Annotated in this window: 15 protein-coding genes and 1 tRNA gene; 4 read left to right on the forward strand and 12 right to left on the reverse strand. The window is 34.2% G+C overall.

The annotated features are described in order from the left end of the window. The first annotated feature begins 174 nt into the window (after positions 1-174). Positions 175-1,302 (forward strand): Fic family protein, encoded by a 1,128-nt coding sequence (locus DFR66_RS11675; protein ID WP_114755011.1) that lies wholly within the window; start codon positions 175-177, stop codon positions 1,300-1,302. A gap of 108 nt (positions 1,303-1,410) precedes the next feature. On the opposite strand, the gene DFR66_RS11680 is transcribed toward DFR66_RS11675, so the two are convergent. From DFR66_RS11680 to DFR66_RS11705, 6 genes are all read right to left on the reverse strand, one after another. Then, positions 1,411-1,971 carry a type 1 periplasmic binding fold superfamily protein gene (locus tag DFR66_RS11680; RefSeq protein WP_114755012.1) on the reverse strand — a complete coding sequence of 187 codons (561 nt, stop codon included), beginning with the start codon at positions 1,969-1,971 and terminating at the stop codon, positions 1,411-1,413. A gap of 11 nt (positions 1,972-1,982) precedes the next feature. After that, positions 1,983-4,367, reverse strand: coding sequence for a TonB-dependent receptor (locus tag DFR66_RS11685; protein WP_242008681.1), 2,385 nt, complete (start codon positions 4,365-4,367; stop codon positions 1,983-1,985). A 73-nt stretch (positions 4,368-4,440) separates the two neighbouring features. Continuing rightward, positions 4,441-4,788, reverse strand: a complete 348-nt coding sequence (locus tag DFR66_RS11690; protein WP_114755014.1) for a hypothetical protein — start codon at positions 4,786-4,788, stop codon at positions 4,441-4,443. Between the two features lie 153 nt (positions 4,789-4,941). After that, positions 4,942-5,931 (reverse strand): aspartate-semialdehyde dehydrogenase, encoded by a 990-nt coding sequence (locus DFR66_RS11695; protein ID WP_114755015.1) that lies wholly within the window; start codon positions 5,929-5,931, stop codon positions 4,942-4,944. A gap of 351 nt (positions 5,932-6,282) precedes the next feature. Continuing rightward, entirely contained in the window at positions 6,283-6,699 is a 417-nt protein-coding gene (gene mscL, locus DFR66_RS11700; protein WP_114755016.1) for a large conductance mechanosensitive channel protein MscL, read from the reverse strand. Positions 6,700-6,784: 85 nt separating this feature from the next. Further along, positions 6,785-9,226: a bifunctional UDP-N-acetylmuramoyl-tripeptide:D-alanyl-D-alanine ligase/alanine racemase gene (locus DFR66_RS11705; RefSeq protein WP_114755017.1), complete on the reverse strand. Its 2,442-nt coding sequence runs from the start codon at positions 9,224-9,226 to the stop codon at positions 6,785-6,787. A 226-nt stretch (positions 9,227-9,452) separates the two neighbouring features. Here DFR66_RS11705 and DFR66_RS11710 point away from each other — a divergent pair, with 226 nt between their 5' ends. Continuing rightward, the gene (locus tag DFR66_RS11710) at positions 9,453-10,058 is read left to right on the forward strand and encodes a hypothetical protein (protein ID WP_114755018.1); all 606 of its coding nucleotides are present in this window, start codon (positions 9,453-9,455) and stop codon (positions 10,056-10,058) included. Here the strand turns inward: DFR66_RS11710 and DFR66_RS11715 are convergent. Beyond that, positions 10,053-10,781: a porin family protein gene (locus tag DFR66_RS11715; protein WP_114755047.1), complete on the reverse strand. Its 729-nt coding sequence runs from the start codon at positions 10,779-10,781 to the stop codon at positions 10,053-10,055. The genes DFR66_RS11710 and DFR66_RS11715 overlap by 6 nt on opposite strands. A 292-nt stretch (positions 10,782-11,073) precedes the next feature. Between DFR66_RS11715 and DFR66_RS11720 the strand changes: the two genes are divergently transcribed. After that, entirely contained in the window at positions 11,074-11,292 is a 219-nt protein-coding gene (locus DFR66_RS11720) for a hypothetical protein (RefSeq protein WP_114755019.1), read from the forward strand. Positions 11,293-11,529: 237 nt separating this feature from the next. Here the strand turns inward: DFR66_RS11720 and DFR66_RS11725 are convergent. From DFR66_RS11725 to DFR66_RS11740, 4 genes are all read right to left on the reverse strand, one after another. Continuing rightward, positions 11,530-11,616 (reverse strand) — tRNA-Ser (locus tag DFR66_RS11725). A 55-nt stretch (positions 11,617-11,671) separates the two neighbouring features. Continuing rightward, positions 11,672-12,703 (reverse strand): asparaginase, encoded by a 1,032-nt coding sequence (locus DFR66_RS11730; protein WP_114755020.1) that lies wholly within the window; start codon positions 12,701-12,703, stop codon positions 11,672-11,674. Then, positions 12,690-13,826, reverse strand: coding sequence for a 1-acyl-sn-glycerol-3-phosphate acyltransferase (locus DFR66_RS11735; RefSeq protein WP_114755021.1), 1,137 nt, complete (start codon positions 13,824-13,826; stop codon positions 12,690-12,692). The genes DFR66_RS11730 and DFR66_RS11735 overlap by 14 nt, the downstream gene beginning before the upstream one ends. Positions 13,827-13,891: 65 nt before the next feature. After that, positions 13,892-14,659: a TatD family hydrolase gene (locus tag DFR66_RS11740; RefSeq protein ID WP_199755517.1), complete on the reverse strand. Its 768-nt coding sequence runs from the start codon at positions 14,657-14,659 to the stop codon at positions 13,892-13,894. Between the two features lie 143 nt (positions 14,660-14,802). Between DFR66_RS11740 and DFR66_RS11745 the strand changes: the two genes are divergently transcribed. Continuing rightward, the gene (locus DFR66_RS11745) at positions 14,803-15,243 is read left to right on the forward strand and encodes a retropepsin-like aspartic protease (protein ID WP_114755023.1); all 441 of its coding nucleotides are present in this window, start codon (positions 14,803-14,805) and stop codon (positions 15,241-15,243) included. A 58-nt stretch (positions 15,244-15,301) separates the two neighbouring features. On the opposite strand, the gene DFR66_RS11750 is transcribed toward DFR66_RS11745, so the two are convergent. Continuing rightward, complete coding sequence (locus DFR66_RS11750; protein ID WP_114755024.1) at positions 15,302-17,152, reverse strand: T9SS type A sorting domain-containing protein; 1,851 nt, start codon at positions 17,150-17,152, stop codon at positions 15,302-15,304. Between the last annotated feature and the right edge of the window lie 79 nt (positions 17,153-17,231).

Below are 17,231 nucleotides of genomic sequence, written 5' to 3' on the forward strand. Positions count from 1 at the left end.
AAAATATTTTTTTTAAGTTCAAAACACTAATTAAGATTCTCTTTCATTTACTTAAATTACCCATTCCTTATTTAAGTTTTTTATCAATTTACTTAAATAAAGAAAAAGTTATTTAAGTTTTTTGTCAATTTACTTAAATAAGAATACATTTGTTTAAGTTTTTAAATCATCAAAATGGAAAAATTTACTTCTGGCAAATATATCAATCAAGGATATTACAAAAGCTTTCAACCCAACACCATTCACAGAGACTGGATATTGAATGATATGGAAGTTATTCGCCTACTAAGTAAAGCCGACAGACATTTAGGCAGATTAGATATGTATTCAGAATACGTAAACATTGACTTGTTTATCAGAATGCATATCGCCAAAGAAGCTACTCAATCTTCAAAAATTGAAGGTACTCAAACCAATATGGAAGAAGCTTTTTTAAGCAAAGAAGAAATCCCTTATGAAAAAAGAGACGACTGGGAAGAGGTACAAAACTATATTAGCGCAATGAATGAAGCGGTTAAACTATTACACCGACTTCCTTTTTCATCCCGACTTATAAAACAAACACATAAGATACTTTTGCAGGGTGTACGTGGCGAACACAAATTACCTGGAGAATATCGAACTAGCCAAAACTGGATTGGAGGAGCTAGTATTAGTGACGCAGCTTTTATTCCTCCCATTCACTCTAGTATTAATGAGTTAATTTCAGATCTTGAAATATTTGCAAACGATGAAATATCACCACTGCCTGATTTAATAAAAATTGCAATTATACATTATCAATTCGAGACTATTCACCCTTTTTTAGATGGAAACGGTAGAGTTGGTAGATTACTTATAACCATATATTTAGTCAGCAAGGGAATCCTAAAACAACCCATTCTATATCTTTCTGATTTTTTTGAAAAAAACAGAATATTATATTATGATAATCTAATGCGAACCAGAACCCATAACGACATTAACCAATGGTTAAAATTTTTCTTAACTGGTATTATTGAAACTGCAAAAAAAGGGGTAACTACTTTTGATGGCATTTTGCAACTGCAAAAAAGTTTAGAAGATAAATTAAAGTCATTGGGGAATCGCAATATGGACGCACGAAAAGTAGTAGATTACCTCTATACTCAGCCAATAATTGAGGTAACAAAAGTGGAAGAACTATTACAAAAGTCATCAGTTACAGCTTATAAACTTTTGGCAGATTTAGAGCGACTAGATATTATAAAAGAAATATCTGGAGCACAACGAAACAAGTTATATGTTTTTAAAGATTATTTAGATTTATTCAATCACGATTAACATTCATTTATTAAAAAATTAAAAATTAGTGCCTAGTATTTAACAACCAAAAAAACGCTACTCTTTCGAATAGCGTTTACTAAAATGGTTGACATCAGAACGAAGTACTTATTTGACTTGAACTGGATATGTAATTTGTGCATCTGTTGCACCACCCGCATTTGTAATGTCACCCGTTGCAACTCCAGCAGCACTTTTAGCTGGCTCGTGTCTCAACACAACCACTATATTTCCACTTGCTGCTACTGTTCCTGTTTTTAAAGTAAAATCCAATCCAATAGGTTTCCCGTTAACATCGGCATCAGCATAAGTAAAAGCTCCTATTGCTGCTGGTGCTTGAAAAAACAGTTGGTGCTCATCACCTTCTTCTTTTATTTCGAGCGTAATATCATCAACGGGGGTTACTGATTCATTTAGGAATCTAACGGCTCCTGTATATGTTGTATTAACTAACAAATTTCCAGAAACCGTTACCACTGGAGCATTTGGACCGTCTCCGTCAAGATCTCTGGAAGTCAAAATTACTGTCTGACTTCCAGCAGTCAGAGTTGTAGTCACCGTTGTGATTACTTCTTCCTCATTTACTGCGATTGGATCCTCATCATTGTTACAAGATGAAAAAGTGAATATTGATATTAATGCGATTGCTAAAATTTTTGAATTTTTCATTTTTTTACTTTTTAATAATTAAATTTTAATTGAATTTGAAAGTTTCTACCCATTTCATCGGCAAAAAAACGTTGCCTGTTGAGATAGTCCCTGTAAGTAGTGTTTAAAATATTTTGAACAGAAAATGCGACCGTTGCATTGGTTTTACCAAAAGTTTTAAATTTCATTTCCGAATAAAAATGCAACAATTGATACCCCGGTGGCGGCGTACTGATGTCTACCAGAACGGGCGCTAACTCATTATTAACGACAATGTTTGTAGTGAAATTATTGTCTGGAAACTGATTTTGACGCAGCACCACTTCGCTCTTTAATTCGAGTTTCAGATCATGCCATTCGCTTTTTGAAAACTGAATTTTATTATTAAGATTCAAAGGCGGAATATCGATTAACGATTCCTTGTTAGTCAGGTCTTTCCCGTTGACATAGGCCAAAGCAAAATCGTATTGCCATTGTTTGTTTATTTTCCAATGAGTTTGTACATCAACTCCCGCCAATCTTGCATTAGTTTGTTGATATTCCCAAACAGGAAAAGCACCACGAATGGTTGTCTCAAAACCAACAGGTCGCAAGAACATAAAATTACGGATGCTATTGATAAAAGGATTTACCTCAACCGAGAAAGCAGTCCATTTTTTTTGCAATGTCGTCGATAATTTGATTGCTTGTTCTTTGTCTAACGCTAAATCGCCTAACTCGATAATCCCTGTAGAATGATGCAAACCGTCACTAAAAAACTCTGATGGATTTGGGTTTCTTGTAGCAAGACTGACATTAGAATACCAATTAAAGCCTGTCTCAAATTCCTTGTGAAAGCCTGCACTGGCTGAGATATTATGAAATGTAAAACTTGGCTTTGTCAACCATTGATTGCCTTGTTCTCCCACTATAAAATCAGCAAATTCAGTTGTATAGCCTCTTTCCTCCCATCTGGATTTTAGATAAAACTTGGTAGCATCCACTTGCGAAAAGTCATAACGCAGTCCTGCATCTACAGAAAAACTATCGGACAAATCATAACTGGCTATTCCATACGTTCCAAATTCGATTCGGTCAAAATTAGGAATCAAAGGTTTTATTCCCGTTGCCGGATTTGCAAAATTATTTTGTATTGAGGTATTGAATCCTGTTTTTAAAGTCCAGTCATGCAACGTTTTTTTGTAATCTACATTGATAGCATGTGTGGTTAACTCCAAGTCTAAAGCGGCAACATCATTAAAATCTCCTCTGCGTACATCGAACTCCATTCTTTTGTTAAACTGAAAAGAGTATTGCACTGCCAAAGAAGCAGTTTCATCAAAATAATAGTTGTAGTTCATCTTAGCTAAATGGTGCTTTACCCTCTGCTTAGGATTTTTTATTGTGTAAGTGAAATTATTTACAACCGAAGGAATTTTATTGGTAATGGAATTGTACAAATCGTTTACATTCCCAGTATGCGAGGCACTCAAAATACCAATCGTAGTATTGTAAAAACTGTAATAACCGGAAATATCGTATTTTTTTCCAGTGAATTTTACATCTCCAGAAAAATTAGCCTCTCGATTTCCTGAATTAGACAATACATAATCCGGAGCTTCTTTGTCGCCTGAATACTTAAAAGTTCCCAAAGCGTTCCAACTCCATCCTTTGTCGTTTCCTTTGTGTAAACTTGTACTAACGGAACCGCCTCGACCATTAGACGCTAAATTCAGAATGGTTTTGCCAAACAGCGTGTCTTTTTTTACCAAAACCGGTTCTATAACCACTAAACCTCCTACTGCATCACCGCCATACTGCAGCCCAGAAGCGCCTTTGATCACCGTGATTTTTCCCGCAGCGTTTACATCAAAATTAGGTGCGTGTTCCGTTCCCCATTCTTGATCTTCTAATCGCACATTGTTATTGATTACTGGAACCCGACTCCCAAACAAACCATTTATAACCGGCTTCACCACGGAACTTCCTGTTTTTAAGCTAGAAACACCCGCTATTTCTTTGAGAATGTCTCCAAGTGTCTGATTGCTGAATTTTTCGATAGTTTCTGTTTTGATCTTTTGTTCTAAAATCGACTTGTTCAGCGTATTGGCTTTTTGCCTTACGACTACCGCTTGAAGTTGGTCCGTATTTACTTTTAGAGTAAAATTTAATTCTTGATTACCAGAAATATTTATCAGTGTGTCTACCGATTTATAACCAACATACGAAACGAATACTTTGACATTCCCAGCAGGTAGTTTTTTTATACTATAATTCCCAGAAACATCCGAAGACACGGTTTTTGTTCCAATGTGTATGTGACTCCCAGAAAGAGGCATTCCCTCTTGAGTAGTGATTTTTCCACTTACGGTGTTTTGCGCAAAACTTAGCATACAAAACATACAGAAGCACAAAACAATATAGATTTTTGTTTGCATTTTCCTTGTTCAAAATATATAAACATGTGAATCATTTCCTATAATTGAAAATGATATATTGATGCGAATATTCTTAAACTAAGGGAGGAGCTCGAAGCGCAAAAAGGCTTCCTTTAAAGAATTGTGTGATTTCAAAAGACTTGAAACCCGTATTATTTAGGTATAATTCTACTGAATTTAATTCAAAATGATGGAAAGTAGGAAATGTAAAACTGCTTAATTTATAGTCGCAAGCTTCACAGAAATCAAAATTGTGATGCTGATGCGTAATTTCTGCTTCAGCATTTTTCTCATGCACACATTGTATTTCAGAGAGTTGCTGTGCTATATGTTCGTACTTATGCAACGATTGAAACAGCATCGATAGCAACACTGTCATCGTCAATAAGAAACTAAATGTAGAAAATTTGCTTTTCATCATTGGCAAATATATGAATACTGAAATATAAATCCATTTGTTTTAACAAAATATACATTTCGTAAAAACAAATGGATTTCAAAAATTTTAATCAAAAATCAAATTGCAACACTTTTTTTTCCTTTGAAAAATATAGTGTGTTTGCTATCTCAAATGTTACACTAATTTAGCTGCAATCAAATATTCCGCAATTTGAATTGTATTTGTAGCAGCTCCTTTTCTCAAGTTGTCTGCAACAATCCACATATTCAATGTATTTTCCTGACTTTCGTCACGACGAATTCTACCTACAAAAACCTCATCTTTTCCTTGTGCATACATTGGCATTGGGTACGTAAATGTATCGTTGTTATCTTGAACTACTACACCATCAGTGTGATGCAAAATGTTTCTTACTTCATTTACATCAAAATCATTAGAAAATTCCACATTTACCGCTTCACTGTGTCCACCTACAATTGGCACACGAACCGCAGTAGCCGTAACAGCGATTGTATTGTCGCTTAAGATTTTTTTAGTTTCACGAACTAGTTTCATCTCTTCTTTTGTGTATCCGTTTTCTTCAAAAGAATCACATTGTGGAATCGCATTTCTGTGAATTGGGTATTTGTATGCCATTTCACCTTGAACACCAGCATATTCATTTTCTAATTGTTGCACTGCTTTTACACCAGTACCAGTTATGGATTGGTAGGTAGAAACAATCACACGTTTGATGTTGTATTTTTTGTGCAAAGGAGCTAAAACCAATACCATTTGAATGGTAGAACAGTTAGGATTTGCGATGATTTTATCTGCAGCTGTCAATTCCGCTGCGTTGATTTCTGGAACAATTAATTTTTTAGTTGGATCCATTCTCCACGCCGAAGAATTATCGATAACCGTTGTTCCTGCAGCTGCAAATTTTGGAGCCCATTCTAAAGATGTGTCGCCACCTGCTGAGAACAAAGCAATATCTGCTTTCATATCTACTGCGGTTTGCATGCTCACTACTTTATATTTTTTACCATTATATTCAATCTCTTTTCCTACTGATCGCTCAGACGCAACTGGAATTAATTCTGTTACAGGGAAATTTCTTTCTGCTAAAACTTTCAACATTACTTCGCCAACCATTCCAGTAGCGCCTACAACTGCTATTCTCATCTTATGTGTATTTTCTAGGTTTACATTTGAAAAACAAAAGTAATTAATATTGAAAACATTTCAATACCGTTCACAAAAAATAACAAAATGTTAAATTTACAACATTTAATTAAAGGCATGGAAAAGAAAATTGTCTCCAGTAATTGTTGTTGTTTTAATAAAAAAGTAGCGAAATGACATTCTATATAATATTTGAACCATTAAAGAATTAAGAAGATTAATTTTTAAATTGCTTCTCGATGTATCTTACTTTCTTGACGGTAAAAAACCACTACTGTTTTAGACTAACTTTCAAAGAAAAACCGCTTCAGTTACGAAGCGGTTTAGTTAGAATATAAAATGTAGCGGTAATTATTTTTTCAACAAATCTCTGATTTGAGTCAATAATTCTTCTTGAGTTGGTCCAGCTGGAGCAGCAGGAGCAACTTCTTCTTTTTTCTTAGCTTTTTCAGCAGCTCTTAAAACCACAAAAATAAAGAAAGCTATAATAACAAAGTTAATAATAGCTTGTACCAAATTTCCATAAGTTATCACGGCAGCGCCAGCAGTTTTAGCAGCAGCTAAATCAGCATAACTATTTCCATCAAGTGTTACGAATTTCTGGGTAAAATCAATACCTCCAGTTAACAAACCTACAATAGGCATAATAACATCATCGACGGCAGACCCCACGATTTTACCAAAAGCACCACCAATAACAACTGCAGTTGCTAAACTTAAAACATCTCCTTTCATTAAAGAAGCCTTAAAATCACTGAAAAATCCCATAGTTTTTTTTTAATTGTTAAATATTAAAAACGAAAATAGTTAAATTTTAACATACTTTTAATACTTAACGTAAAAAAAACAGTATTTATCGATAAAAAACACGTTTTACCCGCTGAGAAACACTAGTGAGTATTTCATAAGGGATTGTATTTAATTTTTTTGCGATATAGGAAACTGTTGGGCATTCGCCAAAAATAATCACCTGATCTCCTTCTAAACATTCTATATCAGTAACATCAACCATAAGCATATCCATACAAATACTGCCAACGATATAAGCCTTAGCATTTTTTATCATCACAAATCCCAATTCATTTCCCCAGCCTCTAGAAATTCCATCGGCATATCCTATAGGAATTGTGGCAATTTTTGTAGGTTTCTCCGCAATGAATCGTCTGCCATAACCCACACTTTCTCCCTTTGAAATCGTTCTTATTTGCGAAATAATTGATTTCAGCGTACCCACATTTTCAAGTTGTTTTTGTTCTTCGGCATCATTTGAAACTCCATACAATCCTATTCCCAATCGAACCATGTCGTACTGGGCTTCTTGGAAATTACTTATTCCTGAGGTATTTAAGATGTGTCGCAATGGCGTTATTTGCAATTCTGACATCAATTTAGACGATAATTTTTCGAATAAATCAATTTGTGCATACGCAAAATCTTTAAATTCTAAGTTATCGCTTGTTGCCATGTGCGACAGAATACTTTTTACTTTAACAGTTTGATTTCCTTTTAAAGTCGCAATTAAATCATCGATGGTATTGTCCTCAAAACCCAAACGGTGCATTCCTGTGTCGAGCTTTATGTGTATCGGAAATTGGTTTAACTGCTTTTGTTCGGCAATTTTCAGGAACGCATGAAGTCCTTTTAAGCTATAAATTTCAGGCTCTAATTGGTGTTGGATTATCGCAGGAAAACTAGTCGTTTCGGGATTTAAAACCATAATAGGCAAATGAATTCCGGCGCTTTTAAGCAAAATCCCTTCGTCGGCAAAAGCAACACCCAGATAGTCCACTTTGTGATGTTCCAGTAATTTAGCGATTTCAAAACCGCCATTTCCATATCCAAAAGCCTTAACCATTACCATGATTTTGACATTCGGCTTCAACTTAGATTTAAAAAAATTTAAGTTATCACTAATAGCATTTAGGTTGATTTCCAGTACAGTTTCATGTGTCTTTTCTTCTAACAGCGCAACAATCTCTTCAAACTGAAACGTTCTTGCTCCTTTTATTAAAATGGTTTCATTAGCAAAATTCAAATCATTAAATTTAGCTATAAACTCCGCTGTGGTTTTATAACTGACACAATTGACAAACTTCTTTTCGAATGCTGAAATAGTTTCTCCAATTCCGATAACACGGTCAATTTTATTAGAAACAATCAACTGGGAAACCCTAGTATACAATTCGTCATTAGACAAACCGCTTTGAAAAATATCCGAAAGAATTACCGTTTTCTTCTTGTATTGCTTTTGACTTTCGAGAAAATCCAACGCTATTTTCAATGACTGAAAATCAGAGCTGTAACTATCATCAATAATACTACAATTGTTGATTCCGTTCTTGACTTTTAAACGCATTTCTACCGGATACAACAATTCCATTCGGTTTTGAATGGTTTTTTCATCATATTTAAAATACAATAAAACCATCAAACAAGTGATGGCATTTTCTACAGATGCCTCGTCTTGAAACGGAATTTTAATCTCATAATATTCTTGACCGAATTCTATATTCAAAACTGTCTTGTCTAAAACACTTTTTTTGGAAACAAAAACTGATGCGCTCTTATCATTAAAACTCCATGAAAAAAGATTGATTTCTGAATCTACTATAAGATCAATTATTTTATTTTTATGATAAATTAAAACCTCAACGTGCTTAAAAAGTTTCAATTTTTCGGATATTTTCTCCTCTGTATTTACAAAACCTTCATCGTGTGCAGTTCCAATATTAGTTAGAATTCCTATGGTAGGTTTAACAATTTCCTGTAATTTATCCATTTCAGAACGTGTGGAAATACCCGCTTCAAAAATCCCAAGATTGTGTTGCTCATTAATCGCAATTATTGATAAAGGAACTCCAATTTGCGAATTATAACTTTTAGGACTTCGGATTACGTTATAATCAGGACTCAATAAAAAGTTGAGCCATTCCTTGACAATCGTTTTACCGTTACTTCCGGTTAGTCCGATGATAGGAAAATTAAAAAGACTGCGATAGTTTGCTGCAAATTGTTGTAAAGCAATCAGGGTGTTTTGTACAACAAAAAAATTAGCTTTACCCTCACATTCCTTTGGAATATAAGTCACAACAAAATTCTGAACACCAGTAGCAATTAAATCCTTGATGTATTGATGCGCATCATTATTAGCTCCTACTAATGCAAAAAACAAAGTTTGTGGTCCGTTTTGCAGAGAACGACTATCTATAGAAATGGTTTCTAATGCCCAATTAGTGTTATTACCAATAAATGTAGCAGGGACATTTTGAATGCTTTTTAGGATTTTCTGGCTCATGGAATTAGAAAGAGATTGCAATAGATTTCTGGAATAGAAATTATTCTTTTAATGGTTCGCTACTTATAAAACTTTCTCAAAAATAACACTTCTTTTCAAAACGACGACTCCGTTATACTATAATTATACCCATTTCTGATTATTCTAGAAAAAAGAAACAATAGCAATAGCTTTACTAATTTTAGCAGATTACTTATATTTGTTTTTAAGATAAAAATATGACGTTTTGAAAAAGATACTCCCATTGTTTTCCTATGTTTTCCATCCAATATTCATCCCGGCAATGGCAACAATGTTGTACCTCTCTTTTAACGATGCTGAGTTTGCATTTCAAGAAAAACTATTTGTTTTTTTTCAGGTTCTCGTGGTAACAGTACTATTACCTTCTTTGATATTTTTATTATTACGCACAATAGGAAAGATAGATTCTATTATGCTAACCGAAGTATCTCAGCGCAAAATTCCATTAATATTTCACTGTTTTTTGCTCATCCTTTTGGTAAAAAAAAGCATTACAATAGATCGATATCCTGAGTTGCATTTTTTTCTTCTAGGTGCACTTTTGAGTACTATCTTAGCGCTTATTCTTTTGTTTATCAATGTAAAAGCAAGCCTTCACATGATAGCAATCAGTTCCTTAACGGTATTTATAATTGGATTAAGCTTACACCTTCAACTTCAAAACACATTATTAATCACCGCTTTGATTCTACTCAATGGTTTTGTAGCTTCTTCCCGTTTAGAAATGGAAGCACACACAAACAAAGAATTAATTTTGGGGTTTTTCCTTGGAGCTGTGCCTCAGTTGCTTTTGTTAGTCTTGTGGTTATAGGATGTAGAATGTTATACCAATATTCAATGATCTCATAGCAACTGATTCGTCATTGACTTTAGCAGATTTAAACAACGAATTCAAACCGTAATACGCATATAGATTAATCGTATTGTAACCTGATGAAATGTAAGCCCCGTACTGAAATTTATTAAAATCTTGATTTCCAGTCACCACTACTTTACCATCAGCACTATTAAAAATAGACCTGTCATAGAGTAAATAACTCATCTTAAACCCTCCATAAATCCTCCAAAACTTATGACTTTCGTAAGTAGAGGTTCTCCATCTGAACTCAATAGGAACATCAACTGAAAGTAAAGAGAACTTGTTTTTATCATATTCAAACTCCGAATCGATAATAGTGTATATCGGTTTTCCCGCAGGTGAGGAAATGGCAAGATTTTGATTGTAATTATTATAAGTAAAACCAATACCAGAGGCAACGGCTACTGTTCGTTTTTTATTAATCGGCATGTCTCTCAGAAATCCTGCCGATAGTCCCGAGGAAAATTTTCTTTGTGACACTCCAGCTGGCTTATCCATCAAAGTATTATACGTTACACCAAAATAAAACTGATCTTCTCGATACAAAGAATCTATTTGAATAACTTCTTCTTTTACTGGTGTTATTTCTTGAGAAAAAACTGCCGAAAAAGGAAGTAGTAGAAAGCAATTTAATAACAACCAAACAGATTTGTTCTTGATAGATGTCCTTTTCATATTTCCTTTTGATATTTTATTGACGAGTGCTATTCTATATAGCCATACAAAGATAGGATTTTGACCCATTTATTTGATGAATTTTCTCGACAACAAAGATAAAGAGCGAAAAGAAAAACATAAAACTAATCCTTCTCCGTTAACCAACACTTTTTTGATTTCCTATTTTCTCAAAAACTTACAAAGGCTTTTATTCGTCTATACTTCAATGCGGTCTATCGAATAATCAGGCCTCACAATTGAGATAGATTGTAGTTTTATGACATATTAATAATCAAAAAACCCCAATATCATGAAAAAAGTTAACCTATTACTTGTAACTGTTGCTGGATTATTTGCTAGCAATGTAAATGCTCAAGACAACAATGATTTAAACATTGCTTCACATCTTTTGAACGTGAATGTCCCAGAAGTGGCGCTGCTAGACATTTATGACAGCAACACCGGAACAGAAGCTGCAACAGTTGTGTTTAACATGGCTCAAGCCACGCAAATTTTGCGAAAGGTGTGAAATTAATTTACAAGCTAGAAAAAAAAATGGAAACTTTACACAATTCCTTACTGTAAGTTACAATACAACTATTAAATATAGATTTACAGATATCTAATTCCTTTTTGCCCGAAAAGGGAGGGCTCTTGACCATTGGCAGAGAGCCTTTTTTTTGTTTTATACACTTCGAGAAACTAAAAAGTTTGCCATGCTTTAAAACAAAAAATGCTTCCTTTACAGGAAGCATTATATTTTTTGCAGAGAGGAAGGGATTCGAACCCTCGATACAGTTACCCATATACTAGCTTTCCAGGCTAGCTCCTTCAACCACTCGGACACCTCTCTAATTGGGATTGCAAATAACTTAAAAAAAACTGACTTAGAAAAGCAAATTCAGACTTTAAATCATTTCGCCACGCAATGGTGTTTCAAATAATGTTTTAAATTCCTTACTAGCAATATCTTGAGCCAATAAATACATCAGTTTTGTAATAGCTGCCTCAGTAGTAATGTCTTTCCCCGAAATTACTCCTATTTCTTTCATCCCGGTACTGGTTTCATAATGCCCCATGCTTACACTTCCGCCAGAACACTGTGTTACATTCACAATATGCAATCCTGCTTTGATTGCGTTTTGCAACAAGTTAAGAAACCAAGGCTCTGTAGGCGCATTTCCTGAGCCGTACGTTTCTAGAACAATTCCTTTTAAATTCGGGATTTCAAAAATAGCGGCTAAAACGGCTTCACTAATACCTGGAAACATTTTTATAATGGCAACGTTATTATCAAGTTTTTTATGCACTTGAAACGTTGTATTGGCGCTCTTTGGCAAAAACATTTCTGGATTTATTTTTAAATGTACTCCAGACTCTACCAATTCAGGATAATTAGGAGACGTAAATGCTTTAAAATGTTCGGCATTAATCTTTGTTGTTCTGTTTCCTCTATATAATTTGTATTCAAAATAAAGACAAACTTCACTAATAACAGGTTCATCATTGTCTCGCAAAGATGCAATTTGAATGGCTGTTATTAAATTCTCTTTGGCATCAGTGCGCAAATCACCTATTGGCAATTGTGATCCCGTAAAAATAACGGGTTTTGATAAATTTTCAAGCATAAAACTCAATGCCGAAGCTGAGTAAGACATAGTATCTGAACCATGTAGTACTACAAAACCATCGTAGGAAGTATAATTTTGCTCAATTATGGTCGCAATCTTTGACCATTCAGCAGGATTCATATTAGAGGAATCAATAGGCACTTCAAATGAAACCGTTTCAATTTCGCAATCTAACTGTTTAAGCTCAGGAATACTTTGCAACAATTTATTAAAATTAAATGCTTTGAGCGCTCCTGTCTCAAAATCCTTGCGCATACCAATGGTTCCACCGGTATAAATTAAAAGTATCTTGGCTTTATGCAATGTCATGGTATTTTAATTTATTGACAACGGGATTAGCATACATGGCTAAAAAACCATCAAGTGCCACGGGATTATCATGGTCTATGCGCATTTCTAATCGGCGTTCAAATAAAGATTTTTCATTTTCAGTGTACAAGTGGGCATATTCATTTGTTTTATGAACAATATCATACGCAATAAAATTAGTAGGCCACAACTTGTAATTACTCAATATCGCATCATCAATTTCCTGCGCTAGCGCAGCAACTTGCTTATTTGAATTGTCGTTATTGGCTTTTATTTGCTCTATTTCATTTTCTAAAACCTTACCTACATGAATGTGAATTCGTTTCTTTTGACCCAAAGCTCCACTAAGAATGGTCATAAAATCTTCGTTCTTCTCCTTGACATATACTTCATTATTGGCTTCAGCCATCAATTGAGGCATTTTCAAAGCATCCGTTGGATCGTATTCATACGAAATAGAAACTGGTACGATTTTGATTTTCTTAAAATAATCCATCAAATTCTTTTCATTAGAACCCATTCCTAGCATTTTCAAAACACCCGGATTAGTGGCATCATTACCGTCTTTTGTTCTTCCTTCGCGTTGTGCAATCCAAACGGAACGGTTTTCATGAAGTAATAAATTTCCAATATATTCGGACAATAGCTTTGAACTTTGCAACATTTCTCTTGGCGTTAAGCCTCGTTGTACTAAGAAATTACGATTCAGTTTTGCTAACGTATTCAAAAAAACTTTTTTGACTAAATTATCACCAATCGCTGAGGCAGTCATTACTAAACTGTGCTCAAACAAAGCAGTATTCAACAACGTTGTATCTAAGAGAATATCGCGATGATTTGATATAAATAAATAAGAAGTATTAGGTTCTAAATTTTCAAAACCGGAAGTCGTCAATCCTTCAGAGCTTTTTTCCAATACTTTTTGGACCGATTGGTAAATGAAATTACACTGGAAATCACGAATAGAATGCGTTTTGCGAAGTTGTTCTTTCCAAACTTCATCCGCAACATCTGGAAAGGTAAAATTCATTAATGCCTTCATCATTGGATGATTTATCACATTATGAAGTGCTTCATTTATTTCCGAATCATAAAAAGGCCGAATAGCGTCAAATTTCTGCATTTTGGTTCTCAATTTTTGTGTGGACAAATGAACAAAAAAAATATCAAAATAAGGTAAAATCTACTTTAAATACCAAAAATAGCTTTAGAATTTTCTGTGGTGATTGCAGCAATATCATTTACTGACAGGTTATAAATTTGCGCTAATTTATCTACCACATTAACAATATAGCTACTTTCGTTTCTTTTTCCTCTAAAAGGAATCGGTGCTAAATACGGTGAATCCGTTTCGAGAACAATATGTTTAAGGTCTATTTGATTCAAGAACTGGTCTATTTTGCCATTTTTGAAAGTTACAACTCCACCAATTCCTAGTTTCATGTTATACGAAATCGCTTGCAGTGCCTGCTCATAAGTACCTGTAAAACAATGAAAGATACCGAACAATTCTGGTGATTTCTCTTCTTCTAAAATTTCGAATATTTCGTCAAAAGCTTCCCGACAATGAATCACAATAGGTAATTTGTATTGTTTTGCCAATTGAATTTGTTTTCTAAAAGCAATTTGTTGTTGCGGCAAATGAGTTTTATCCCAATACAAATCGATTCCAATTTCGCCTACTGCATAGAATTTTCTTTTGGCAAGTTCATTTTCTACATGTTGCAATTCCTCCAGGTAATTGTCTTTTACATAAGTAGGATGCAAACCCATCATCAAGAATACATTATTGGGATGGTTTTTCTGCAATTCATACATTGCTTCGGTACAAGTAGAATCGATTGCAGGAATAAAAAAACGCGAAACACCAGCATCAATAGCGCGCTGTATCATTTCGTTTCTATCTTGATCAAATTCTTCTGAGTATAAATGGGTATGTGTATCGGTGATGACTATATTTGTTTCCAAGTGTGTTTTTTCAGGTTTGAAGTACAAAATTACGATTATTAGACGTAGTTTCCCAAACCTGTAAACTACCAAGATGTTAATTTTAATAATTATTTATCGAAAAATAAAGATTCAAAATCCCAACAGAAACTATGAAAAATCTTCAAGATATTCTTAAAAAAGAAAACTACAAAAAAGTAAAATTTAAGATTACTAAAACGCAGCATCTTTTGATAAAAGCTACAATAAATGGTATAACAGGGAATTTTATTTTAGACACAGGAGCATCTAACAGTTGCGTAGGTTTTGAGAGTATTGATTTGTTTTCATTAGAAGCAAAAAAATCAAAAACAAAAGCTTCTGGTGCTGGCGCTACCGGAATGTTTACACAAATTGCCACAAAAAACGAATTGAAATTGGGCTCCTGGAAAGACATCGCTTTTGATATTGTTGTTTTCGATTTATCACACGTAAATGAGGCTTTATTACAACACAAAGCAAAACCAGTGCATGGAATAATAGGTGCTGATGTTTTAATGAAAGGAAAAGCGATTGTGGATTATTACAACCATTATTTGTATTTATTGAAATAAAAGAAAAGAGCGTATCGAAAATCAATACGCTCTACTTCTACTACAAACCTAAACAAACTTATTCTTTGATCATTTTAGTGGTGGCTACTTTTCCCTCTACAACTGTTTTTACAATATAAACTCCTTTTGAAAGTTGACTTGTTTGGATGGTTGTAGAATTACTTTTTGGACTTCTAACTAAAACCTCCTGACCCAATACATTATAAACACTTACATTATCTATTTCACTATTAGCATCAATTGTAAAATAATTAGTAACCGGGTTTGGATACATCATCACTTTTGAAATTTCAAAAGTAGGAACACTTAAGGTAGAAGCTGTTTTGCTAAAATAAACATTGTCAATATAAACAGTTCCAGCTGGTGCTCCTGAGAACACTAATTGAGCAATATTTCCTCTAGTAGTCAAGCCAGTAAACTCTGATAAAGGAATATCAAAACTATTCCATCCTGATAATGTAGGAGTACGTGTAATTTCAAACTCCATATCATCACCTCCTTGATAGACTCCATTTGGACCAAAATCAACCAGTTTTATTTTGAAAGCTGTTAAATCTGGTGTCCATACATCAATATGAAAATACAACATTGGCGTAGCGTTAATTGTACCAGTAACATCTACTCCAAAATAATTCAAATTGGTATATTTCTTCGTGTCATTTCCTGCAATTTGCATATCCGTTAGTGTACTACCTGCTGACCAATCTGTTCTCCAAGTCGTAATTGGCACATTAGTATACGCATTACTGAATAGAGAAATGACATCTGCGGACGTAGTTGTAGGAGTTGGTGCAGCTACCATTGGTTCTGTTGGAGTTGGAGCTGGCGCAGCAGTTTTACTAAAATAGACATTGTCAATATAAACAGTTCCAGCCGGTGCTCCTGAAAACACTAATTGAGCAATATTTCCTCTAGTAGTCAAATCAGTAAACTCTGACAAAGGAATGTCAAAACTATTCCACCCTGATAATGTAGGCGTACGTGTAATTTCAAATTCCTTATCATCACCTCCTTGATAGACTCCATTTGGACCAAAATCAACCAGTTTTATTTTGAAAGCTGTTAAATCTGGTGTCCATATATCAATATGAATAAACGTCATTGCTGTCGCATCGATTGTACCAGTGACATCAACTCCAAAATAATTCAAATTTGTATATTTCTTCGTGTCATTTCCAGCAATTTGCATATCCGTTAATGTACTACCTGCGGACCAATCTGTTCTCCAAGTAGTAATTGGAACATTAGTATATGCATTACTGAACAGCGATATAACATCTGAGGCTGGTTTTGTAGGAGTTGGTGCAGCTACCATTGGTTCTGTTGGAGTTGGCGCAGCAGTTTTTGCAGAAAAAGTAACGTTGTCAAAATAACTTGTAGTTTCAACTGTTCTGGCATTGAAATCCAAAAAGAATATCATTTGATCAATGTTGATGGTTTCATTTAATCCAATTTTCCCTGAAAAGTCAAAAGTCAATTCTTCCCATTCGTTGATTTTAGTGTTTGGCACTTTAATTTCTGGCTGAGCACCACCATTCGCTATAGCAAATTTCAAAGCTACGTCACTAATTACTGTTTTGTAGACCATTATTTTGATGATACAATTAGAAGTACTCAAAGTAAAAGTTCCAATGCCATTTGCACCCGAAGCATGAGCCGTTTCAAATCCTGCATATGGCTGAGCACCAGATGCACTTGTTCCTGCAACAAACTTCCCCACAGTTGCTGAACTGTTTATACCACCTGGAAATGGATTAGCAACTTTCGAGTATCCAGCTCCTGAACCATTTTCAAAAGTTGCAAATGACCATGTAGAACCAAACTCACCGGTTTCAAATGTAATGGGTGCATTTTGTGAAAATCCTACTGAGAAAATTAACAGCAAAATGAATAAAGTAATTTTTTTCATAATCTAGAGTTATTAGTTATATTCAAATTTATGAATGTATTCTTTTACGATAATAAAATAAAAGTATCTAAAAACTATA

Source organism: Flavobacterium glaciei (genome assembly GCF_003350545.1).
Classification (GTDB): Bacteria; Bacteroidota; Bacteroidia; order Flavobacteriales; family Flavobacteriaceae; genus Flavobacterium; species Flavobacterium glaciei.